This window comes from Streptomyces sp. HUAS MG91 (assembly GCF_040529335.1).
GTDB classification, from domain to species: domain Bacteria; phylum Actinomycetota; class Actinomycetes; order Streptomycetales; family Streptomycetaceae; genus Streptomyces; species Streptomyces tabacisoli.
Genome location: NZ_CP159534.1, coordinates 2,774,594 through 2,795,952 on the forward strand (window position 1 = coordinate 2,774,594; position 21,359 = coordinate 2,795,952).

Below are 21,359 nucleotides of genomic sequence, written 5' to 3' on the forward strand. Positions count from 1 at the left end.
CGTTCATTCAAGAAAGAGGTTCGTCATGTCCCGCAACCGCTTCTCCGGCAAGACCGCTCTCGTCACCGGCGCCGGTTCCGGTCTCGGCCGGGCCGTCGCGCTGGCCCTCGCCACGGAGGGCGCGAACGTGGTCGTGGCGGGCCGTACGCCCGGCCCCCTGGCGGAGACCGTCGCCCTCGTCGAGGCGGCGGGCGGCACCGCGCTCGCGCACCCGGCCGACGTCCGCAGCGCCGAGGACATGCGGGCCCTCGTCCGCACGGCCGTCGAACGGTTCGGCTCGCTGGACGTGGCGGTGAACAACGCGGGCGTCTTCCGCGGCGGCGCGCCCGTCGCCGATCTGCCGGCCGACGACTGGCGGACGCTGCTCGACGTCAACGTCACGGGGGTCCTGTACGCGCTCCAGGCCCAGGTCGCCCGGATGCGCGGCCAGGAATCGGGCGGGGCGATCGTCAACATCGCCTCGAACATCGGCCCGCACCGCACCCAGCCCGGCGTCACCGCGTACGGCGCCGCCAAGGCCGCCGTCTCCGCGCTCACCCGCGGCGCCGCCCTCGACCACATCGCCGACGGTGTCCGGATCAACGCGGTGAGCCCGGGGGCCTCCGCCACCTCGATGTCGTTGCGGCCGGGCGAGACGGAGGCCGAGCGGGAGATCCGGATGAAGGCCGAATCCCCGCTGGGCCGGGTCTCCGCCACCGCCGAAGTGGCTGCCGCCGTGCTCTATCTGGCCTCGGACGACGCCGCGTCGGTGGTGGGCGCGGACTTGGTGATCGACGGCGGCGCGGCCGCCTGAACCCCGGGCGCGCGTCTCGTCGTGGCTGGTCGCGCAGTTCCCCACCGGCCGTCAGTCGATTCCGGAGCGTTCCACCCCTGCCACGATCCAGCGCTGGAACAGCAGGAAGACCAGGAGCAGCGGCACGATCGACACGGCCGCCGCGATGAACAGTTCATGCAGCCGCACCACTTGGGACGTGGTGAACGAGGACAGCGCCACCTGCACCGTCCACGCGTTCCGGTCCTGCCCGATGACCAGCGGCCACAGGAAGGAGTTCCAGGCGCCGATGAAGACGATCGTGCCGACGGCGGCGAAGACGGGCCGCGCGTTCGGCACGACCACACGCCAGTATGTGCGCCAGTACCCGAGCCCGTCGACATGCGCCGCGTCCTCCAACTCCCGCGGGAATCCCAGGAAGTACTGCCGGAAGACGAAGCACGCGAACGCCGAGAACAGGGTCGGCACGATGAGGCCGCGCAGCGTCGAGACCCAGCCGAGCGACGAGACCAGCACGAAGGTCGGGACGAAGGTGACGGCCGCCGGGACCATGAGGGTGCCCAGGATCGCGTAGAACACCTTGTTCGCGTGCCGGTACGGGATGCGGGCGAGACCGTACCCGGCGAGGGACGCGAGCAGCACCGTACCCACGGTCGTGGCGACCGCGATCAGCGCGGAGTTGAGCAGCGAGCGCAGGAAGGGCACGGAGCTGTCGTCGAACAGCTCGCCCAGGTTGCCCCACTGGATGTGCGACGGGAAGAACGTCCAGTCGGGCGAGGTGATGTCCTCCTCGCGCGCCAGGCCGTTGCGGACCAGGAGGTAGAAGGGGATCAGGAAGAGCAGCGCGAGCGCCACGAGCAGGGCGAGCCGCACGGCGCGCCCCGCCCGGACGAGGGCGTCGTCCCGCACACGGGTGGCACCGGCCATCAGCCGGCCTCCTTCCTGCCGAGCCCGAACCAGCGCGCCTGCCCCACCGTGACGACCGCGATGATCAGGGCGAGCAGCACGGCACCGGCGCTGCCGAGGCCAAGGTTCTGCCCCTGGCCGAGGGCCGTGTAGTAGAGGTAGACGAGCGGCGGGCGGGCGTAGGGCGGATAACCGCGGGCGTCGGAGAGCAGGTTGTAGAACTCGTCGAAGGCCTGGAAGGCGTTGATGACGAGGAGCAGGACGACCGCCACGGAGGTGGCCCGCAGCTGCGGGAACGTGATGTGCCGGAACACCTGCCAGCCGGGGCGCGCGCCGTCGACGGCCGCCGCCTCGTACAGCGTCGGGCTGATGCGCTGGAGTCCGGCGAGGAACAGGATCATGTAGAAGCCCGCCTGGAGCCACAGCCGTACGGTGACGATGACGAGCCAGTACCAGGGCGGATCGGTGGTCGACAGCCAGGCGACCTGGTCCACGCCCACGTAACCGAGCAGGGTGTTGGCGAGCCCGAAGCGCACCCCGTTGAAGATCGACATCTTCCAGATCAGGGCGGCGACGACGTAACTGCACGCGGCGGGCAGGAAGAACACCGACCGGAAGAACGCCTGTGCGCGCCGCAGCCGGTTCACCATGAGGGCGAGGGCGAGCGAGGCGGCGTACGTGGCCGGCACGATGAAGAGGGTGAAGACGCAGAACGTCCACAGGCTGCTCGTGAAGGCGTCGTCCTTGAGCAGCGCCGTGTAGTTGTCGAGCCCGACGAAGGTGTCGGGCGTGACGGTGTTGTGCGCGTCGAAGAAGCTGAGCCAGACGCTCCAGCCGAGCGGGACGTACGTGAAGACGAGCAGCCCGAGGACGGACGGGCCGACGAACACCCAGAACCACAACGCCCGGTTGCGCTCGCGGAGTCGGCCTGCCGTGCGGGTCACTTCTTCTTCACGCGGTCGAGCTCCGCCGACACCTTCCGTACGACCTTCCTCAGCTCGGTGTCCGGGTTCGCGCCGCTCTTGATGATGCGGTTGAGGGCGTCCTGGTAGGCGGTCTGCGCGGCCGGTGTCCACAGCAGCGGCTGGGCGAAGCCGTGGTCGGTGGTGTAGCGGACCGCGTCGGCCGCCGCGCCCTCGCGCAGCGCCGCCGCCTTCTTGGCGAGCGAGATCCGCGCCGGGATGTGGAAGCCGTACTTCAGCGCGAAGTCCTCCTGGTAGTCGGTGCGGTCGACCCACAGCCACTTCAGATAGTCCTTGCCCGCCTGCTGGTGCTTGCTGCGGGTGGAGACGGCGGCGGCGTACGCGCCGACCGGCACGGACGGCTTGCCCCGCGCCCCGTCCTTGGGGAACGGCAGCACTCCGAAGTCGTCGCCGAGCGCCTTCTGGACGGCGGGCAGCGCCCACAGGCCCGACCACTGCATGGCGGTGAGCCCCTGGGTGAACGCCGACGGGTCGGACCAGTCCGCGGGCGCGCCGAGCAGCAGGGACTTGTCGGTGTAGAGGCGGCGGATCTTGCCGAGGGCGCGGGCGGCGGCCGGGTCGTCGAAGCCGACCGCGCCGTCCTCGGTGACGAGTTCGAGCCCGGCGGCGTAGAGCGGGGTGCCGCCGAGGACGCCGGCGCCCGCGTCGTTGCCGAGGAAGAGCCCCTTGACCTTGCTGTTCGTCAACTTCCCTGCCGCATCGACGAGTTCATCGAGGGTGGCGGGCGGCTTCACGCCCGCGTCGTCGAGCAGGCTCTTGCGGTAGAAGAGCATCTGCATGTCGATGACCTGCGGGATGCCCCAGATCTTGCCGTCGTACCGCTTCGGGGCGAGGACGGCCTGGTTGAAGTCGTCCTCGACACCCTTGAGCAGGTCGGTGACGTCGGCGACCTGCTTGCCCTGGATCATGTCCAGGCTCGGTCCGTTGACCTCGAAGACGTCGGGCCCCGAGTCGGTGAGCAGGGCGGCGGCGGTCTGCTGGTCGTAGTTGCCGGGGCGCCACTGGACGCTGACGCTCGCCTTCCCGTACGCCGCCGCGTACTTCTTCACCGCCTGCTCGGTGCCCTGCTCGCCGTACTGGTGGTACCACTGCGACAGCTTCGGCCCGCCCTTCGAACCGCCGCCGTCGCGCCCGGTGTTGGATCCGCACGCACTGAGCAGACCCAGCGCGGAGCTCGCGGCTCCGGTGGCGAGCAGTCCCCTGCGGCTGATGGTCATCGCGGGTGTCCCCCTGTCCGTTGCGGATGGCTGCGCTGTGAGCCCGTCGGCCCCAACGATCAACCATGCAGCGCAATTACGACAGAGGCACTACGGCGGCGTGTCGCCGTCGGCGCCGGGCGTGCAAGTCGGTCAGGCTTGCGAATACTCAGCGTCTCCTGAGAGATCATCAGGGGCAATGACGTGCAGTCGCACTGAGGCTGGGGCGCCAACGAGGACCGGACGGCCGCCGAGGAGCGGCGGCAGAGGGGCGCGGGGAGGCAGTCGGCGGTGACGTCGCAGGGCGGGTGTACGTGTCCACCCTTGGCGTGGAGGGCGACGCCGGCGTCGGCATGGAGGACGGCAAGCTGGTGATCGGCGCGGACGTGGCCGATACGTTCGACTCGTTGTTCTAGTGCACAGGAGGTTCTGGTGCACCGGAACAGGAATGGCGCGCCCGCCGCTCGCCACGACGAGGCCCCTCGTCCCACGCACCCGTACACACAGAGGAGTTGATCCACCATGCCGGGAACGGTTCCGGTACCGCTGACCTGCGAGGTCCCCGAGGGCCGGCAGGCGGCGCCGCCCGAGGAGGCCGGCGCGCCGCAAGCCGCCTTCGTGGCCCCGCATGTCGCTTCGCGCGGCTCGGGATTCATGCCGAACGTCACCGTGACCGGATCGGTCCGTGAGGACGGCTTTCCGCGAACCGTCCGGCCGGCCGGACCGAGCGGCACCGGCCAAGGGGAGGACTGACGCGATGCCGGAGTTCATCGTCACGGCAGCAGTCGTCGTGCTGGTCATCTCCCTCTCCGCGCTCCGGCGGCGCCGGAAGCGGCACCAGCAGCTCGGCAAGTACCAGGAGTTCACGAAGCGGCTCGGCTGGCAGTACGTCGAGCGTCCGCGGAACGGGGAGGTCGCCAGGCTGATGCGGGACGAGCCGTTCCCGCCCGGCGAGGCCTCGAAACGACGCCCTTCCGACTACTGCCACGGCGCCTACCACGGCCGTCCCTCCTGCTCCTTCGAGGCCACCCTGACGCGCTTGTCGTTCCCTGGAGCGGACGACGACAGCAGCGGGAAGCCGACCGCCGTCGCTTTCTGGGCCACTCAACTCCCCTACGACGTCGGTGATTTTTCCGTACGTCACACGAAACGTGTGTCACGCGCCTTCGGCGGTCCTGATGACCTGCGCATCGGACACCCCGAATTCGACGAGCAGTTCACGGTTCGCGGACTGCAGGAGAGCGCCGCTGTCACCGCGCTGCGGGGCCCGCTCGCGGAGTTCCTGCTCGCCGACCCGCGCAGCAAGGATTTCGCGCTGCGGTTCATCGGCACCGAGGTGATGGCGTGGGAGAAGGGCGAGCAGTCGCCCGACAAGATCGAGGCGGTGCTGCAGTTCCTGTGCGAGATCGCGGACCGTCTTCCCGTGCCGGCCGCCGCGCCGGCCCAGGCAGGCGGTTTCGCGGGCGACGAGCTGATCCGGCACGCGCGTGCGGAACTCGCCGCCACAAGGGCCCCTTATCGCATCGAGATCAGTCAGTCACGCCTGGACGTCGTACCCGAACTGACCGATCCGCGCTGGCAGGAGGTGCTGGGCGAGGGCGGGCAGGACAGGGTCTACGTGTGGAGGATCAGCTGCGATCCGCAGAAGAAGAGGATCATCAGCAGCCTGCGACACCACCGCGTGACCGTCACGGACGGCGGGCATCCGGGGAACGGCCCCACCTTGAGCCTGGGCGGCGAGTTCGCACAAGGCGGCTTCGGCCGTGGCACCTCCGGCGCGGACCCGATGTCGGACCCGACCTTCGGATCCGCCCTCGTCGGGCGGGCCGCAGCGAGGGCGGGGTGGCGGTCGTAGGCCGACGGCACCGCGGGCAGGCCCTGGCCTGAGCCTCGCGTCCGTCAGGCCTTCAATCCCTCGTAGACGACCCCGGTCAACTGCTCCGACGCCGCCCACAGTCGCTCCCCCGCCGCGTCGTGGACGGTCCACGGTGCCCGCCACGTCCTGGTCGGCGCGCCGCGCCACATCAGCAGGCGCGGGCCGTAGAAGTCGTCGGGGCGCACGCCGCGCGCGGTCGCCGCGTACAGCGTGGGCAGCGCTCCGGCCTCGGCGGACTGGGCGACCACCCGGTTGCCCGCCGCGTAGAACCGCTCCATGCCCCTGCGGCCCTCCATCTTCGCGCCGCGCGCGTGGAGGTCCGTGGCGGCGTACCCGGGATGCGCGGCGACGGCCAGGGGGCCGCTGGCGGCGGCGCGGCGGGCCAGTTCGTGCACGAACAGCAGGTTGGCGGTCTTGGAGCGGCCGTACGCGGCCCAACGCCGGTACCGTCTCTCGCTGTTGAGGTCGCCGATGTCGATGTTGGCCAGCGCGTGCAGGACGCTGGAGACCGAGACGACGCGAGGATCGGGCGCCTCGAGGAGGCTCGGAAGGAGGAGGCCGGTCAGCGCGAAGTGACCCAGGTGGTTGACGCCGAACTGGGTCTCGAACCCGTCGGCGGTGCGGCCGTGCGGCAGGGCCATGACCCCGGCGTTGTTGACCAGGAGATCGAGCGGGCGGCCCGCCCAGCCCTCGGCGAAGCCGCGCACGGAGGCCAGGTCGGCGAGGTCGAGCGCCCTGAACTCGACGACGGCGCCCGGTACCTCGTCGCGGATCCGGTCCACGGCCGCGCTGCCCCGCGCCGCGCTCCGGCAGGCGAGCACGACCCTGGCGCCCGCGCGGGCCAGCTCCCGCGCGGTGACGTGGCCGATGCCGCTGTTGGCCCCGGTGACGACGGCGGTGCGGCCGCTCTGGTCGGGGATGGCGCGCGCGTTCCAGCCGGTCATGGCTGTGCTCCCTGGACTGATGGGACGGGTGGTCGACCCACAGTCAAGTGGTGGGCCGGGTTCCGCTCAACCCCGCCTTCCCGGCCACGCGCGAGGGCGGCACCCCCCGCACAGGGGTGCCGCCCTCGCCTTGCGCACCGGAGCCGCCGCGATCGGTGAGGGTCGGGGACCGACGGCGGCTCCGGCTGTCATCGGGCGTCAGCGGTGGTCGCTGCCCGCCGACGTCGAGGCCGCCCGGCCCGCTTCGAGGCGGGCCACCGGGATCCGGAACGGCGAGCAGGAGACGTAGTCCAGGCCCACCTCGTGGAAGAAGTGCACCGACTCCGGGTCACCGCCGTGCTCGCCGCAGACGCCGAGCTTGAGGTCGGGGCGCGTGGCGCGGCCGGCCTCGACGGCGTTGCGGACCAGGGAGCCCACGCCGTCCTTGTCGATCGTCTCGAACGGCGACACCCCGAAGATGCCCTTCTCCAGGTACGCGGTGAAGAAGCTGGCCTCCACGTCGTCGCGGGAGAAGCCCCAGACGGTCTGCGTGAGGTCGTTGGTGCCGAAGGAGAAGAACTCCGCGGCCTCCGCGATCTGGCCGGCGGTCAGCGCGGCGCGGGGCAGCTCGATCATGGTGCCGATGGCCAGCTTGAGCTTGACGCCGCTGGTGGCCTCGACCTCCGCGATGACCCGGTCGGCCTCCTCGCGGACGATCTCCAGCTCCTGCACGGTGCCGACGAGCGGGATCATGACCTCGGCGCGCGGGTCGCCCTTGGCGTTCTTGCGCTCGGCGGCGGCCTCGGCGATGGCCCGTACCTGCATGGCGAACAGACCGGGGATGACCAGGCCGAGCCGGACGCCGCGCAGGCCCAGCATCGGGTTCGACTCGTGCAGCCGGTGCACGGCCTGGAGCAGGCGCAGGTCGTTCTCGTTGGCGTCCTGGCGGGACTCGGCGAGGGCGACGCGCACCGACAGCTCGGTGATGTCGGGCAGGAACTCGTGCAGCGGCGGGTCGAGGAGGCGGATCGTGACGGGCAGTCCGTCCATCGCCTCGAACAGCTCGACGAAGTCACGCTTCTGCAGCGGCAGGAGCTGCTTCAGCGACTCCTCGCGCTCGGCGTCGGTGTCGGCGAGGATCAGCTTCTCGACCATCTCGCGGCGCTCGCCGAGGAACATGTGCTCGGTGCGGCACAGGCCGATGCCCTGGGCGCCGAACCGGCGGGCGCGCAGCGCGTCCTCGGCGTTGTCGGCGTTGGCGCGGACCCGCAGCCGGCGGACCCGGTCCGCGTAGGCCATGACGCGGTGCACCGCGCCGACCAGCTCGTCGGCGTCGTCGGCGCCCGCGTGCATCCGGCCCTCGAAGTACTCGACGACCGGCGACGGGACGACGGGCACCTCGCCGAGGTACACCTTGCCGCTGGAGCCGTCGATGGAGACGACGTCGCCCTCCTCGACGACCACGTCGCCGACGGTCATCCGGCGGCGCTTGGTGTCGACCTCCAGGTCCTCGGCGCCGCAGACACAGGTCTTGCCCATGCCGCGCGCGACGACGGCCGCGTGCGAGGTCTTGCCGCCGCGCGAGGTGAGGATGCCCTCGGCGGCGATCATGCCGTCGAGGTCGTCGGGGTTGGTCTCGCGGCGGATCAGGATGACCTTCTCGCCCGAGCGCGACCACTTGATGGCGGTGTACGAGTCGAAGACGGCCTTGCCGACGGCGGCGCCCGGCGAGGCCGCGATGCCACGCCCGAGCTGCTGGACCTTCGCGTCCTCGTCGAACTTCGGGAACATCAGCTGCGCGAGCTGGGCGCCCGTGACGCGCTGGAGGGCCTCGGCCTCGTCGATCAGGCCCTGGTCGACGAGTTGCGTGGCGATCCGGAAGGCGGCACCGGCGGTGCGCTTGCCGACGCGGGTCTGGAGCATCCACAGCTGGCCGCGCTCGATGGTGAACTCGATGTCGCAGAGGTCCTTGTAGTGGTTCTCAAGGGTCTCCATGATCTGCATGAGCTGGTCGTACGACTTCTTGTCGATGTTCTCCAGCTCGGCGAGGGCGACCGTGTTGCGGATGCCCGCGACGACGTCCTCGCCCTGCGCGTTCTGGAGGTAGTCGCCGTACACGCCCTGGTGGCCGGAGGCCGGGTCGCGGGTGAAGGCGACGCCCGTACCGGAGTCGGGGCCGAGGTTGCCGAAGACCATCGAACAGACGTTGACGGCGGTGCCGAGGTCGCCGGGGATGCGCTCCTGGCGGCGGTAGAGCTTGGCGCGGTCGGTGTTCCACGACTCGAAGACGGCCTTTATGGCCAGGTCCATCTGCTCGCGCGGGTCCTGCGGGAAGTCCCGCCCGGCCTCGGTCTTGACGATCTTCTTGAAGCGCGTGACGAGCTTCTTCAGGTCGGCCGCGTCCAGGTCGGTGTCGACCGTGACCTTCTTGGCGTGCTTGGCCTTCTCCAGCTCGTCCTCGAAGAGCTCACCGTCGACGTCGAGCACCGTCTTGCCGAACATCTGGATGAGGCGGCGGTACGAGTCCCAGGCGAAGCGGTCGTCGCCGGCCTGCTTGGCGAGGCCCTGCACCGACTTGTCGGAGAGACCGATGTTGAGGACGGTGTCCATCATGCCGGGCATGGAGAACTTGGCGCCCGAACGGACCGACACCAGAAGGGGGTTGTCGGCCTGGCCGAGCTTCTTGCCCATCCGTGCTTCGAGCGCGTCGAGGTGCTGGGTGACCTCGTCACGCAGTGCCACCGGCTCCTCGCCGCTGTCGAGGTAGACCTTGCAGGCATCGGTGGTGATGGTGAAGCCCGGAGGGACCGGAAGACCCAGGTTGGTCATCTCGGCGAGGTTGGCACCCTTGCCGCCGAGGAGGTCCTTGAGATCTTTGTTGCCCTCGGTGAAGTCGTAAACGAACTTCGCTACCTGAGGATCCTTGTTTTCCGACACGGGTCTCGACTCCTCGAGGCTCGGGTGGCTGCCCTGACGGCGAGGAACATACCCAGATCCAAGGGCTGTGGGTACGTCCACTCAGCTGTCATGCGGCCGTAACCACCCGTCCGCCAGGAGATCGAAAGTGACCGGCGAGTAGGCCATCTACATCGCGCGCTTTCAAGTTCTGAAAACTCAACCCCCGTAGAGCCCGATAATCGCTCACATGAGCATGCTCAGCACTCATGTGTGTTCAAGAAATGAATGATCGAGCGGTGGCACTCAGTGCCAGGTCTTGAAGAAGCACAGACGAGGATTTCGCGCTCATCTGAGCGCAAGGGTTATCAGAGGTGGCGAGAATCACGCCGTTTGAAGCGCCTCGCGGACGCTCCGATGTCAGCATGCGGACAGCCGAACGGGCGGTGAGCCGGACGAAACGGGCCTGTCACACGCCCAGCGCGGCGAGCCGCCGCTCCGCCCGCTCGGGCGCGTACAGCTCCTCCACCACCAGCGCTCCCGCTCCGATGAGCGCGGAGCGCTCGCCGAGCCGCGCCGTGACGACGTCCAGGTGCGCGGTGGAGCGGGGCAGCGCCCGCTGGTAGAGGAGTTCGCGCACGCCTGTCAGGAAGGGAGTTCCGGCCAGATCTCCGGCGATCATGAGAACGCCCGGGTTGAGCAGCGTGACGACGGTGGCGAGGACCTCCCCGACGTCCCGTCCCGCCTCCCGCGCCAGCCGCACCGCCTCCGGATGCCCGGCGGCGAGCAGTTCCCGCACGTCCCAGCCGGAGGCGGCGGGCACCCCGGCCTCGGTCAGCCGGCGCGCCAGGGCCCGGCCGCTGGCGACCGCGGCGAGACAGCCGTACGAGCCGCACTTGCACAGCGCGGCCGCCGCCCCGGGCGCCTGCGGTACGCGGATGTGGCCGATGTCGCCCGCCCCGCCGTCGATGCCGCGGTAGATGGCGCCGTCCACGACGACCCCGGCCCCGATCCCCGTGGAGACCTTGACCAGCACGAAGGCGCGGCAGTCGGGGTGCGCGGCGCGCTGCTCCCCGTACGCCATGAGGTTGGCGTCGTTGTCGACGAGGACCGGCAGGTCGGGCGGGGTGGCCGCGTGCTCGGCGGCGGCGCGGGCGAGGCGACCCGCGATGTCGTACCCGTCCCAGCCCGGCATGATCGGCGGCTGTATGACGCGGCCGCTGCCGATGTCCACCGGGCCCGGCACGGCGAGCCCCGTGCCGCATACGGCGCCCGGGTCCCGGCCGGACTCCTTGAGCAGGTCGCCGAACCAGACGCCGAGCTGCGACAGGACGGTCTCCGGGCCCTCGTCCACGGTGAGGCCGCCGGTGCGCTCGGCGAGGACCTCGCCGGACAGGGACAGGACGGCGGCGCGGGCGTGCCGGGTGTCGAGGGCGGCGGCGAGCGCCACGGCGTGCGTGTCGTCGAACTCCAGGTGGATCGAAGGGCGGCCGCCCTGGCGGGAGTTGACGGCCTCCGCGGCGCCCTCGCGCAGCCAGCCGGCCCGGAAGAGCCGGTCGAGGCGCTGGCCGACGGTGGCCCGGGACAGGCCGGTGGCCTCCTGGAGCGCGCCGCGCGTCGTCGCCCGGCCACTGCGCACGAGCTGCAGAAGATCCCCGGCGTTCGCCTGGTTCCCCGCCATCGGGTCCACCCCCTTGCGTTCATCAACTGCGCGTTACATTCTAGGTTTTGCGTGTTAAGTAGACGTAACTCTATGCTGCCTGCTGCGTAACCGACACCCTGTCAGGGGTTCGGCCCGGCAGTCCCGCAGTCCACGGGAGAACATGTGGAGCACACGACCGAGCGGCAGGCGATCGCGGCCGGCACCGGACGGCGCGGGCAGCCGCCCGATCCGCTGCGCGAGCGCGCCGTCGACGTCCTCGACGCCAACTGGACCGGGGCGTCGACCGTCCCCTCGCGCACGCTGTACCCCCACCAGTGGTCGTGGGACTCGGCGTTCATCGCGATCGGGCTGCGGCACGTCTCCCCCTTACGGGCCCAGTCGGAGCTGGAGACGCTGCTGAGCGCCCAGTGGGGCGACGGCCGGATCCCGCACATCGTGTTCAACCCCGACATCGCCCTCGACGCCTACTTCCCCAGTCCCGACTTCTGGCGCTCCTCCACCGCGGGCCGCGCCGCCGGCGCCCCGCCCGCCGTGCAGACCTCGGGGATCGTGCAGCCTCCCGTGCACGCGCTGGCCGCCTGGCTGGTGCACCGCGCCGACCCGGCGCTCTCCCGCTCCCGCGGCTTCCTGTACCGCGTGTACCCCGCACTCGCCGCCTGGCACCGCTATCTGCTGCACCGCCGCGATCTGGGCGGCGGCGGGCTCGTCTCGGTCGTGCACCCCTGGGAGCAGGGGATGGACAACAGCCCGTGCTGGGACGCACCGCTGAGCCGGATCACCCCGGCCGAGCCGGGCGCCTTCCGCCGCGCCGACCTCACGCACGGCGCGGCGGACGACCGCCCGACGGACCTCGACTACGGCCGGTACGTGCGTCTCGCGGCGGACTACCGCGACGGCCGGTACGCCGACGGGGCGGGCGAGTTCGCGGTGGAGGACCCCTCCTTCAACGCGCTGCTGGCCGCCTCCGAGCACGCGCTCGCCCGGATCGCCTGCGAGCTGGGCGCGGCGGGCACGGCCCGGCACGCGCGGGCCGAGCGGCTGACGGCGGCGCTCGTCGGCCGGCTGTGGGACCCGGAGGCGGGCATGTTCTTCTGCCGGGACGTGCGCGGCGGCGGCCTGATCCGGGAGTACGGCGTCTCGGGCCTGATCCCGCTGATCCTGCCCGCGCTGCCGCGCACCGTGGTCCGCGCGCTGCTCGCCACCGTGCGCGGCCCGCACTTCGGCCTCGGCGACGGGGTGCGGCTCGCGCCGAGCTACGACCTGCTGGGCCCCGCCTTCGACCCGCACCGGTACTGGCGCGGCCCGGCCTGGTTCAACACCAACTGGCTGCTGGAGCGCGGACTGCGGCTGCACGGCGAGCACGCGCGGGCGGCGCGGCTGCGGGCGGCGCTGCTGGACGCGGCGGACACGTCGGACTTCGCCGAGTACGTCGATCCGTACACGGGGGCGGGCTGCGGCGCCCGCGGCTTCGGCTGGACCGCCGCACTCACACTGGATCTGCTGGACGGGCAGCCGGCGCGGGACGCCGACGGCGAGGCGGGCGCGGAGCACCGGCGGCCGCGGCCGCCGTGGACGCGGGTACCGGGCACCGCCGGGCGGGCGGGACCGCGGGGACAGGGCCGGAGGGAAGGAACCTCTCGATGACGGAGACATTTGGTGGAAACGGATACGGCCAGGGGCAGAGCCGCACTCCTCAACTCCTGATCCGCGGCGGCACGTTCGCCGCGCTCGACGCGGGCGGCGGGCTGAGCGCGGTGCGCGGCGCCCTCTCCTCGGACGGCCTGTTCGTCCGGGACGCCCGGCACCTGTCCCGCTGGCAGCTCACCGTCGACGGGGCCGCTCCCGAGGTGCTCACGCCCCTGTCCTGCGACGACGCCGGACCGGCTCGCTGTGTCCTGGTGCCGCGCGGCGGCCGCCAGGAGCCGCCCGCGTACACGCTCTTCCGTGAACAGGCCGTGGGCGAGGGCTCGTTGGTGGAGCTGCTGCGCATCGTGTCGAACCGGCCGGTGGCGACCACGGTCCGGGTGGCGCTGACCGTCGACGCCGACTTCGCCGACCAGTTCGAGCTGCGCTCCGACCACCGCACCTATGCGAAGACGGGCGTGGTCCGCACCCGCGAAGTCCTCGACGACGGCGTGGAGTTCACCTACACGCGGGGCGACTGGCGCTCGTCGACGACCGTGACCAGCGATCCGGCGCCGAAGGCCGTCGAGGAGACGGGCACCGGGGCGCGCCGTCTGGTGTGGACCGTGGAACTGGCGGCCCAGGGCAGCACCGCTCTCACCCTGCGAGTGGCGGCGCTGCCCTCGGGATCCGCCCCGGAGCCGGTGCCCGCGAGCCCGGCCGCCGCCGCCGAAGAACTCGCCACCTCCGTACGGGAGTTCAGCGCGGGCGTGACACTGCCCGGCTCCTGGCCGGAGCTGGCCGCCGCCTGCTCCCGGGGCCTCGCCGATCTGGCGGTGCTGCGGGTGCCCGCGGCCGGTCCCGACGGGGAGCGGCATCTGGTGCCGGCCGCCGGTGTGCCGTGGTTCCTGACGCTGCTGGGCCGCGACGCCCTGCTGACCTCCCTGTTCGCCCTCCCCTACCGGCCCGAACTGGCCGCGGCCACCCTGCCGGTGCTCGCCGCCGCCCAGGCCACCGAGCAGATCGAGGGGGCCGTCGCCCAGCCCGGGAAGATCGTGCACGAGGTGCGGCACGGGGAGCTGGCGCACTTCGGGCAGGTGCCGTACGGGCGCTACTACGGCTCGGTCGACGCGACGCCGCTGTTCCTGGTGCTGCTCGGCGCGTACACGGAGCACACCGGGGAGACCGGGCTCGCCCGGCGCCTGGAGTCGCACGCGCGCGCGGCGGTGGGCTGGATGCTGGACCACGGCGGGCTGACCTCGCGCGGGTACCTCGTCTACCGCGCCGACCAGGGCGGCCTGGCGAACCAGAACTGGAAGGACTCCCCCGGCGCGATCTGCTGGGCCGACGGCAGCCGGGCGACCGGGCCGGTGATGGCGGCGGGCGCCCAGGGCTACGCGTACGACGCGCTGCGGCGCACCGCCGTGCTGGCCAGGACGGTCTGGGACGACGCGGTGTACGCGGAGCTGCTGGAGCAGGCCGCCGCCGATCTGCGGGATCGTTTCGTGCGGGACTTCTGGATGGCGGAGAAAGGGTTTCCCGCGCTGGCGCTCGACGGGGACGGGCGCCAGGTCGACGCGCTGGCCTCGGACGCCGGGCATCTGCTGTGGTCGGGGCTGCTCGACAAGGAGTACGGGGCCGCGGTGGGGCGGCGGCTGCTGGAGCCGGACTTCTTCTCGGGCTGGGGCGTACGGACGCTGGCCGCCGGGCAGGCCGCGCACCATCCCCTGTCGTACCACCGGGGGTCGGTGTGGCCGCACGACAACGCGCTGATCGCGTTGGGGCTCGCCCGGTACGGGCTGCATGACGAGGCGCGGGTGGTCGCGGGTGGGGTGGTCGCGGCGGCCGTCGCCTGTGGGGGGCGGTTGCCGGAGGTCGTCGCCGGTTACGACCGTGCCGCGCATCCGGCGCCGGTGCCCTTCCCGTACGCCTGCGCCCGGGAGTCCCGCTCGGCTGCGGCGCCGCTGGCGCTCTTGACCGCCGTCGGAGGCTAGGCCCCCTGGGTTGTTCATTCGTCCGCGGCCCGGTGGCCGCTTCTCGCGCAGTTCCCCGCGCCCCTGGGAGCGAGCTCCGCTCGCCCAGGGGCGGCTACCTGCGATGAGATGCCGCACGAAGTGCGCATCTCAGGGGCGCGGGGAACTGCGCGACCAGCCACGACGAGAGCCGCGCGAGACAGCGGGTTTCCAGGGGCGCGGGGAACTGCGCGAGAAGCCACGACGAGAGCCGCGGACGAAGGGCGGTCAGCCCCCCGACGTGTCCAGCTCGGCGTCCTCGGAGAGCCCCGCGCAGTCGTACGGGTCCTTCAGCCAGCCGTCGGGCAGGACGACCCGGTTGTTCCCGGACGTACGCCCCCGGGGCCCGTCGGCCCCGGCCGGCCAGTCCTGGTCCAGGTCCAACTCGTCGAGCCCGGCCCGGAGTTCCTCCAGCGACGACGTGATCGCCAGCCGCTTGCGCATCTCGGAGCCGACCGAGAACCCCTTCAGGTACCAGGCCACGTGCTTGCGGAAGTCGATGACGCCCCGCGCCTCGTCCCCGATCCACTCCCCGAGCAGCGTGGCATGCCGCACCATCGCGTCGGCGACCACCCGGAGCGTCGGCCGGACCCGCTCCTCGCGCCCCTCGAACGCGGCGACCAGATCGGCGAACAGCCACGGCCGCCCGAGGCAGCCACGGCCGACCACGACCCCGTCGCACCCGGTCTCCCGGACCATGCGCAGCGCGTCGTCGGCGGACCAGATGTCTCCGTTGCCGAGCACCGGGATCTCCGGCACGTGCTCCTTGAGCCGCGCGATCGCGTCCCAGTCGGCCGTGCCCCCGTAATGCTGCGCGGCGGTACGCCCGTGCAGCGCGATCGCGGTGACGCCCTCCTCGACCGCGATCCGCCCGGCGTCGAGGAACGTGATGTGGTCGTCGTCGATGCCCTTGCGCATCTTCATCGTGACCGGCAGGTCACCGGCGCCGGAGACGGCCTCCTTCAGGATCGCCCGCAGCAGGGGCCGCTTGTACGGCAGCGCGGAGCCGCCGCCCTTGCGGGTCACCTTGGGGACCGGGCAGCCGAAGTTCAGGTCGATGTGGTCGGCGAGGCCCTCTTCCGCGATCATGCGGACGGCCTTGCCGACGGTGGCCGGGTCGACCCCGTACAGCTGGATCGAGCGAGGCTTCTCGGTCTCGTCGAAGTGGATCAGCTGCATGGTCTTCTCGTTGCGCTCGACCAGGGCGCGCGTCGTGATCATCTCGCTGACGAAGAGCCCCTTGCCGCCCGAGAACTCCCGGCACAGGGTGCGGAACGGCGCGTTCGTGATGCCCGCCATGGGTGCGAGGACCACGGGCGGCTGCACGGTGTGCGGGCCTACTTGGAGCGGCTGCTGGGACATCGGGCGGGTCTCCGGGGACGTACGGCTGGGGCGTCGGCCGGGCCGCCGGGCGGCTCGGCAAGCATCCATTGTCCCCCACTCGGCCCACCGGCCGCTCACCCCGTCCGGGCGGCCAGCCTCTCCAGGCGTTCGTCGGTGTCGTCGTCGGCGGGCAGGTAGGCCACCACGCGGTGCGCGTCGCCGTCCGGGGCGAGCCACATGTGCCGGTGTTCGAGACGCAGCAGGCCGATGTCCGCGTCCGGGTGCAGATAGCGCTTGACGTGCGAGACCATCGGGGCGACGTCGCGCCGCTCCCACAGCTCGCGGAACTCCGGCGACACCTTGAGGAGCTCGTCCACCGGCGCCTTCCAGGCGGGCTCGGCGACGTGCTCGGCCATCGCCTTGCGGTACTTGGCGACCAGGTCGCCCACCATCGCCTCCCGGTCGAGGAACCGGGTGCGCCAGCGGTCGTTCATGAACAGCAGCCACAGCGCGCTGCGGTGCTCGGGGTCGAGCTCGGCGGGGTCGCCGAAGACGTACGCGTAGGCGCGGTTGTGCGCGAGGATCTCGTAGCGGGCGTTCTTCAGCGCGGCCGGGTAGGGCTCCAGGCGCTTGAGCAGGCGCTGGATCGTGGGCGTGACGACTGTGCACGCGGTCTCGGCGCGGGGGTCGGTGGTCCCGGCGAGCGCGAAGGCGTGGGCCCGCTCGGCGGGGTCCATGAGCAGGGCGCGGGCGATGGCGTCCAGGACACCGGCCGAGACGTTGATGGCGCGGCCCTGCTCCAGCCACGTGTACCAGGTGACCCCGACCGCGGCGAGGTGCGCCACCTCCTCGCGGCGCAGGCCCGGGGTGCGGCGGCGGGCGGTGCCGGGCAGGCCGACGCGGTCCGGGGTGATGCGCTCGCGCCGGCTGCGCAGGAAGGCGGCCAGCTCGGCGCGGCGGACATCGGCGGCGGCCCGGTCCGTACCGGCGCCCGCGGCTTCGACGGTGGCTGCGGTCGTCATGCGTCCAGGATGCGCCCGCCCCGGCGCCGCCCGCCATCCTGTTGCCGGGTACTACCTGTAACAGGATGAGCAGGCTCTGGTACCAGGCTGAGCGGGCGGCCATCGTCGTAGCCATGGCCTCCACCTCACCTGCACGTCCGGGCGCGGCTCCGGTTAACGTCGATTACATGCCCGATGCACCCACCCCGACCCACCGACGGCGCATGCTGATCCTGGCGATCTGCTGCATGAGCCTGCTGATCGTCAGCCTCGACAACACCGTCCTGAACGTCGCCCTGCCCTCCATGGCGAAGGACTTCGACGCCACGCTCTCGGGCATGCAGTGGACGATCGACGCCTACACCCTGGTCCTCGCCTCGCTGCTGATGCTGGCCGGGTCGACGGCCGACCGGATCGGGCGCCGCAAGGTCTTCATGACCGGGCTCCTGATCTTCACGGCGGCGTCGGTGGCCTGCTCGCTGGCCCCCACCCTGGAGGCGCTGGTCGCCTTCCGCATGGTGCAGGCGGTCGGCGGCTCGATGCTCAACCCGGTCGCGATGTCGATCATCACCAACACGTTCACCGACCCGCGCGAGCGGGCCCGTGCCATCGGGGTGTGGGGCGGCGTCATCGGCATCTCGATGGCCGCCGGTCCGCTGGTCGGCGGGCTGCTGGTGGACTCGGTCGGCTGGCGTTCGATCTTCTGGATCAACCTGCCGGTCGGCCTCGCGGCCCTGCTGCTCACCCTCCGCTACGTCCCCGAGTCCCGCGCCCCGAAGGCCCGCAGGCCCGACCCGGTCGGGCAGGTCCTGATCATCGCGCTGCTCGGCTCGCTCACGTACGCGATCATCGAGGCGCCCTCGGCGGGCTGGACCTCGGCGCGGATCGTGGGCTGCGCGGCCCTCGCGCTGGCCGCGCTCGTCGGCATCCTGCTGTACGAGCCGCGGCGGGCGGAGCCGCTGATCGATCTGCGGTTCTTCCGTTCGGCGCCGTTCAGCGGCGCCACCGTCATCGCGATCTGCGGGTTCGCGGCGCTCGGCGGCTTCCTGTTCCTGTCGACGCTCTACCTCCAGGACGTGCGCGGTCTGGACGCGCTGCACGCGGGGCTGTGGATGCTGCCGATGGCGGCGATGACGTTCGTCTGCGCGCCGCTGTCCGGCCGCCTGGTCGGCAGCCGCGGGCCGCGTCTTCCGCTGCTGATCGCGGGCGTCATGATGACGGCGAGCGGGGTGCTGTTCGCCGCCTTCGACGCCGAGACCTCGAACACCAGCCTGCTCATCGGGTACGTGCTGTTCGGCATCGGCTTCGGTTTCGTGAACGCGCCGATCACCAACACCGCCGTCTCCGGGATGCCGCGCGCCCAGGCCGGGGTGGCCGCGGCCGTCGCCTCCACCAGCCGGCAGATCGGCCAGACCCTCGGCGTCGCCGTCATCGGCGCGGTGCTCGCCTCGGGCGTCGCCGGATCCTCGTACGCCGCGTCGTTCGTCGACGCCGGCCGGGCCTGCTGGTGGATCATCGCCGGGTGCGGGCTCGCGGTGCTCGTGCTCGGCGCGGTGACCAGCGGGGCGTGGGCGCGGGAGACGGCGCGGCGGACGGCGGAGCAGCTGGAGGAGCCGGCGGACGCGGCGCTGACGAAGACGTCGACCGGAGCGTGACGGGCCGCCGGGCTACCGGTCGGCGGCCAGCTCCCGGAGTGCTTCCAGGCGCTCGCGGGTCGTCTCGTCCGCGGGGGTGTACGTGACCATGCGCGCCCCGCAGTCCCGGCCCAGCCACAGGTCGGTGTGGACGACGGAGAGCGGGCCGACGTACGGGTTGTCGAAGTGCTTCACCTTGCTGGGCACCGACTGGACGACCTCGTGCCGCTCCCACAGCTCGCGGAACTCCGCCGACTCCTCGGTCAGCCGCTTCAGGACCAGCTTCCAGGCGGGCTCGCCGAGGTGCTCGGCCATGCCGGAGCGGAACTTGGCGGCCATCGTGCGCAGCACGTCGTCGAGCCCGATGATCGAGGACCGCCAGCTGTCGTGGGTGAACGCGAGGATCATCCAGTTGCGGTCCTCGGGCGGGATCCCGTCGAGGTCGCAGAGCAGCAGCCGGTACGTGCTGTTGTAGGCGAGGATGTCGTAGCGGCTGTTCTGCACGCAGGCCGGGATCGGCTCCAACTTGGCGATCAGGTCCAGGAGTTCGGGGGTGAGCGTGGTGCAGCTCGCCGCCGGGGTCGGGTCGATCGCACCGGCCAGGCCGAACAGGTGGGCGCGCTCGCTCGCGTCGAGCCGCAGGGTGCGCGCGAGGGCGTCGAGGACCTGCGCGGAGACCTGGATGTCGCGGGCCTGCTCCAGCCACGTGTACCAGGTGACGCCGACCGCGGAGAGGTGCGCGACCTCCTCGCGGCGCAGGCCCGGGGTGCGGCGGCGCCGGCCGCGCGGCAGGCCGACGTCCTCGGGCGCGATGCGTTCGCGGCGGCTGCGCAGGAATCCGGCCAGCTCGTGGCGGCGGATCTCGGCGGACCGGGCGCCCGTCGCGTACGTCTGCTGCGCTTCCTGCGTCATGGTGGTCACGCTCCCAGCGTGGGACGCCGCGGATCCTGTTTCCAGGTAGAGGTTCTACCAGGATAAGAACACTCTGGTACCAGCTTCGCGGGCGGCGGAGTCTCGACGGCATGACCATCCAGACACCCACCGCGGCGCCGTCGCGGGCCACCGCCCCGGGCGCCGCCGCGCTCACCGGGACCGGCCTGTGCACGGTGCTGCTCGGTGCGGCCCTGCCCCTCATCGACTTCTTCATCGTCAACGTCGCCCTGCCCACCATCGACCGCGATCTGAACGCGAGCGAGCCGGTCCTCGAACTCGTCGTCGCCGGGTACGGCATCGCGTACGCGGTCCTGCTCGTCCTGGGCGGCCGGCTCGGCGATCTGCTGGGCCGCCGCCGGCTGTTCGTCGGCGGCATGGCGGCCTTCGGCCTGACCTCGCTGGCCTGCGGTCTTGCGCCGACCGCGTGGACGCTGGTCGCGGCCCGGGTCGCGCAGGGCGCCGCGTCCGCGGTGATGCTGCCGCAGGTCCTCGCCACGATCCAGGCCACGACGGCCGGTCCGCGCCGGGCGCGGGCGATGAGCCTGTACGGGGCGACGGCCGGGCTGTCGATGGTGGCGGGCCAGGTGCTCGGTGGCGTCCTGGTCTCGGCGGACGTGCTCGGCACGGGCTGGCGCTCGGTGTTCCTGGTGAACGTGCCGGTCGTCGTCCTCGCCCTGGTGCTCGCGGTCCGCGCGGTGCCGGAGACGCGTTCCGCGCACCCCGAACCGGTGGACGGCCCCGGCACGGTGCTGCTCGCCCTGTCCCTGGGCGCGCTCCTCGCCCCGCTGACCGAGGGCCGGTCGGCGGGCTGGCCACTGTGGACTTGGCTGTCGCTCGCGGCGTTCCCGTTCCTCGCGTACGCCTTCTACGCGGTGGAGCGCCGGGCGGACCGGGCGGGCCGGACCCCGCTCGTCCCGCCGTCGCTGTTCCGGCTGCCCTCCCTGCGCCGGGGGCTCGTGATGGTGGTGCCGTTTTCCATCGGCTTCAGCGGGTTCATGTTCGTCATCGCGGTCGCGCTCCAGCAGGGCGAGGGGCTCGGCGCGACGGCGGCGGGGCTCGCCCTGGCGCCGATGGCGGCGGTCTTCTTCGGCACGTCGCTGGCCGGCCCGCGACTGGTGGCGCGCTGGGGCACGCGGATCGTCACCGCGGGCGGCCTGCTCCAGGGGACCGGGGTGGCGCTCATCGCCCTCGCGGCCTGGCGCGACTGGCCGCACCTCGGGGTGCTCGGCATGCTGCCGGGCGCGGCGCTCGCCGGGGCGGGCCAGGCGCTCCAACTGCCCATCCTCTTCCGGATCATCCTGTCCGAGGTGCCCGCGGAACGGGCGGGGGTCGGCGGCGGCGTGATGACGACGACGCAGCAGGCCGCGCTCGCTCTCGGAGTGGCGACGCTGGGCTCGCTGTTCCTCTCCCTGGCCCCGGGTCTCGGCATGCGCGACGCGCTGGTGGTGACACTGCTGGTGCAGCTGGTGGCGGTGGCCCTGACGGTGACCCTGAGCCTGCGGCTGCCGCGCACGATCGCCTGACTCCGCCGACCCCGGGACACCGTGCCCCGGTTGCGGGACCATGGCCGTCACGGAACGACGCGGCGGTGGCCACGGGGGCGGGAGTCGACAGTGCCG

General features: G+C 72.1%; 16 protein-coding genes. 7 read left to right on the forward strand and 9 right to left on the reverse strand.

Annotated elements, in window-relative coordinates:
- The first annotated feature begins 25 nt into the window (after window positions 1-25).
- Window positions 26-793 carry a glucose 1-dehydrogenase gene (locus ABII15_RS12845; protein WP_353942440.1) on the forward strand — a complete coding sequence of 256 codons (768 nt, stop codon included), beginning with the start codon at window positions 26-28 and terminating at the stop codon, window positions 791-793.
- Between the two features lie 51 nt (window positions 794-844).
- Here ABII15_RS12845 and ABII15_RS12850 read toward each other — a convergent pair whose 3' ends face one another.
- From ABII15_RS12850 to ABII15_RS12860, 3 genes are read right to left on the reverse strand one after another with little or no spacing between them, the layout of a single operon-like run.
- Complete coding sequence (locus ABII15_RS12850) at window positions 845-1,699, reverse strand: carbohydrate ABC transporter permease (protein ID WP_353942441.1); 855 nt, start codon at window positions 1,697-1,699, stop codon at window positions 845-847.
- The gene (locus ABII15_RS12855; protein ID WP_353942442.1) at window positions 1,699-2,622 is read right to left on the reverse strand and encodes a sugar ABC transporter permease; all 924 of its coding nucleotides are present in this window, start codon (window positions 2,620-2,622) and stop codon (window positions 1,699-1,701) included. The genes ABII15_RS12850 and ABII15_RS12855 overlap by 1 nt, the downstream gene beginning before the upstream one ends.
- The gene (locus ABII15_RS12860) at window positions 2,619-3,878 is read right to left on the reverse strand and encodes a sugar ABC transporter substrate-binding protein (protein WP_353942443.1); all 1,260 of its coding nucleotides are present in this window, start codon (window positions 3,876-3,878) and stop codon (window positions 2,619-2,621) included. Before ABII15_RS12860 ends, ABII15_RS12855 begins: the two co-directional genes overlap by 4 nt.
- 501 nt (window positions 3,879-4,379) lie before the next feature.
- Between ABII15_RS12860 and ABII15_RS12865 the strand changes: the two genes are divergently transcribed.
- Both ABII15_RS12865 and ABII15_RS12870 read left to right on the forward strand, forming a co-directional pair.
- Window positions 4,380-4,610 carry a hypothetical protein gene (locus ABII15_RS12865; RefSeq protein WP_353942444.1) on the forward strand — a complete coding sequence of 77 codons (231 nt, stop codon included), beginning with the start codon at window positions 4,380-4,382 and terminating at the stop codon, window positions 4,608-4,610.
- Between the two features lie 4 nt (window positions 4,611-4,614).
- On the forward strand, window positions 4,615-5,712 hold the full coding sequence (locus ABII15_RS12870) for a hypothetical protein (RefSeq protein ID WP_353942445.1): 1,098 nt from the start codon (window positions 4,615-4,617) through the stop codon (window positions 5,710-5,712).
- A 44-nt stretch (window positions 5,713-5,756) separates the two neighbouring features.
- Here ABII15_RS12870 and ABII15_RS12875 read toward each other — a convergent pair whose 3' ends face one another.
- The 3 genes from ABII15_RS12875 to ABII15_RS12885 all read right to left on the reverse strand — a co-directional run bounded on the left by ABII15_RS12875 (window position 5,757) and on the right by ABII15_RS12885 (window position 11,232).
- Window positions 5,757-6,677: an oxidoreductase gene (locus ABII15_RS12875; protein ID WP_353942446.1), complete on the reverse strand. Its 921-nt coding sequence runs from the start codon at window positions 6,675-6,677 to the stop codon at window positions 5,757-5,759.
- 198 nt (window positions 6,678-6,875) lie between these two features.
- Window positions 6,876-9,593, reverse strand: coding sequence for a pyruvate, phosphate dikinase (ppdK, locus tag ABII15_RS12880; RefSeq protein WP_353942447.1), 2,718 nt, complete (start codon window positions 9,591-9,593; stop codon window positions 6,876-6,878).
- Between the two features lie 427 nt (window positions 9,594-10,020).
- On the reverse strand, window positions 10,021-11,232 hold the full coding sequence (locus ABII15_RS12885; protein WP_353942448.1) for an ROK family protein: 1,212 nt from the start codon (window positions 11,230-11,232) through the stop codon (window positions 10,021-10,023).
- A 144-nt stretch (window positions 11,233-11,376) separates the two neighbouring features.
- Between ABII15_RS12885 and ABII15_RS12890 the strand changes: the two genes are divergently transcribed.
- Complete coding sequence (locus ABII15_RS12890) at window positions 11,377-12,858, forward strand: hypothetical protein (RefSeq protein WP_353942449.1); 1,482 nt, start codon at window positions 11,377-11,379, stop codon at window positions 12,856-12,858.
- The gene (locus ABII15_RS12895) at window positions 12,855-14,831 is read left to right on the forward strand and encodes a glycogen debranching N-terminal domain-containing protein (RefSeq protein ID WP_353942450.1); all 1,977 of its coding nucleotides are present in this window, start codon (window positions 12,855-12,857) and stop codon (window positions 14,829-14,831) included. Before ABII15_RS12890 ends, ABII15_RS12895 begins: the two co-directional genes overlap by 4 nt.
- Before the next feature lie 246 nt (window positions 14,832-15,077).
- On the opposite strand, the gene dusB is transcribed toward ABII15_RS12895, so the two are convergent.
- Window positions 15,078-16,211: a tRNA dihydrouridine synthase DusB gene (dusB, locus tag ABII15_RS12900; protein ID WP_353942451.1), complete on the reverse strand. Its 1,134-nt coding sequence runs from the start codon at window positions 16,209-16,211 to the stop codon at window positions 15,078-15,080.
- Between the two features lie 95 nt (window positions 16,212-16,306).
- On the reverse strand, window positions 16,307-17,194 hold the full coding sequence (locus tag ABII15_RS12905; protein ID WP_353942452.1) for a helix-turn-helix transcriptional regulator: 888 nt from the start codon (window positions 17,192-17,194) through the stop codon (window positions 16,307-16,309).
- 167 nt (window positions 17,195-17,361) lie between these two features.
- Between ABII15_RS12905 and ABII15_RS12910 the strand changes: the two genes are divergently transcribed.
- Window positions 17,362-18,828 (forward strand): MFS transporter, encoded by a 1,467-nt coding sequence (locus ABII15_RS12910; RefSeq protein WP_353942453.1) that lies wholly within the window; start codon window positions 17,362-17,364, stop codon window positions 18,826-18,828.
- A 12-nt stretch (window positions 18,829-18,840) separates the two neighbouring features.
- Here ABII15_RS12910 and ABII15_RS12915 read toward each other — a convergent pair whose 3' ends face one another.
- The gene (locus ABII15_RS12915) at window positions 18,841-19,719 is read right to left on the reverse strand and encodes a helix-turn-helix transcriptional regulator (RefSeq protein WP_353947043.1); all 879 of its coding nucleotides are present in this window, start codon (window positions 19,717-19,719) and stop codon (window positions 18,841-18,843) included.
- Window positions 19,720-19,829: 110 nt separating this feature from the next.
- On the opposite strand from ABII15_RS12915, the gene ABII15_RS12920 reads away from it, so the two are divergent.
- Window positions 19,830-21,263: an MFS transporter gene (locus tag ABII15_RS12920; RefSeq protein WP_353942454.1), complete on the forward strand. Its 1,434-nt coding sequence runs from the start codon at window positions 19,830-19,832 to the stop codon at window positions 21,261-21,263.
- Window positions 21,264-21,359 lie beyond the last annotated feature (96 nt).

Coding starts and splice junctions, on each gene's coding strand:
- ABII15_RS12905 (WP_353942452.1), bottom strand. CDS start 17,194: ATGACGACCGCAGCCACCGTCGAAGCCGCGGGCGCCGGTACGGACCGG.
- ABII15_RS12920 (WP_353942454.1), top strand. CDS start 19,830: ATGACCATCCAGACACCCACCGCGGCGCCGTCGCGGGCCACCGCCCCG.
- ABII15_RS12865 (WP_353942444.1), top strand. CDS start 4,380: ATGCCGGGAACGGTTCCGGTACCGCTGACCTGCGAGGTCCCCGAGGGC.
- ABII15_RS12850 (WP_353942441.1), bottom strand. CDS start 1,699: ATGGCCGGTGCCACCCGTGTGCGGGACGACGCCCTCGTCCGGGCGGGG.
- ABII15_RS12895 (WP_353942450.1), top strand. CDS start 12,855: ATGACGGAGACATTTGGTGGAAACGGATACGGCCAGGGGCAGAGCCGC.
- ABII15_RS12885 (WP_353942448.1), bottom strand. CDS start 11,232: ATGGCGGGGAACCAGGCGAACGCCGGGGATCTTCTGCAGCTCGTGCGC.
- ABII15_RS12860 (WP_353942443.1), bottom strand. CDS start 3,878: ATGACCATCAGCCGCAGGGGACTGCTCGCCACCGGAGCCGCGAGCTCC.
- ABII15_RS12875 (WP_353942446.1), bottom strand. CDS start 6,677: ATGACCGGCTGGAACGCGCGCGCCATCCCCGACCAGAGCGGCCGCACC.
- ABII15_RS12910 (WP_353942453.1), top strand. CDS start 17,362: ATGCCCGATGCACCCACCCCGACCCACCGACGGCGCATGCTGATCCTG.
- ABII15_RS12915 (WP_353947043.1), bottom strand. CDS start 19,719: ATGACGCAGGAAGCGCAGCAGACGTACGCGACGGGCGCCCGGTCCGCC.
- ABII15_RS12870 (WP_353942445.1), top strand. CDS start 4,615: ATGCCGGAGTTCATCGTCACGGCAGCAGTCGTCGTGCTGGTCATCTCC.
- ABII15_RS12845 (WP_353942440.1), top strand. CDS start 26: ATGTCCCGCAACCGCTTCTCCGGCAAGACCGCTCTCGTCACCGGCGCC.
- dusB (WP_353942451.1), bottom strand. CDS start 16,211: ATGTCCCAGCAGCCGCTCCAAGTAGGCCCGCACACCGTGCAGCCGCCC.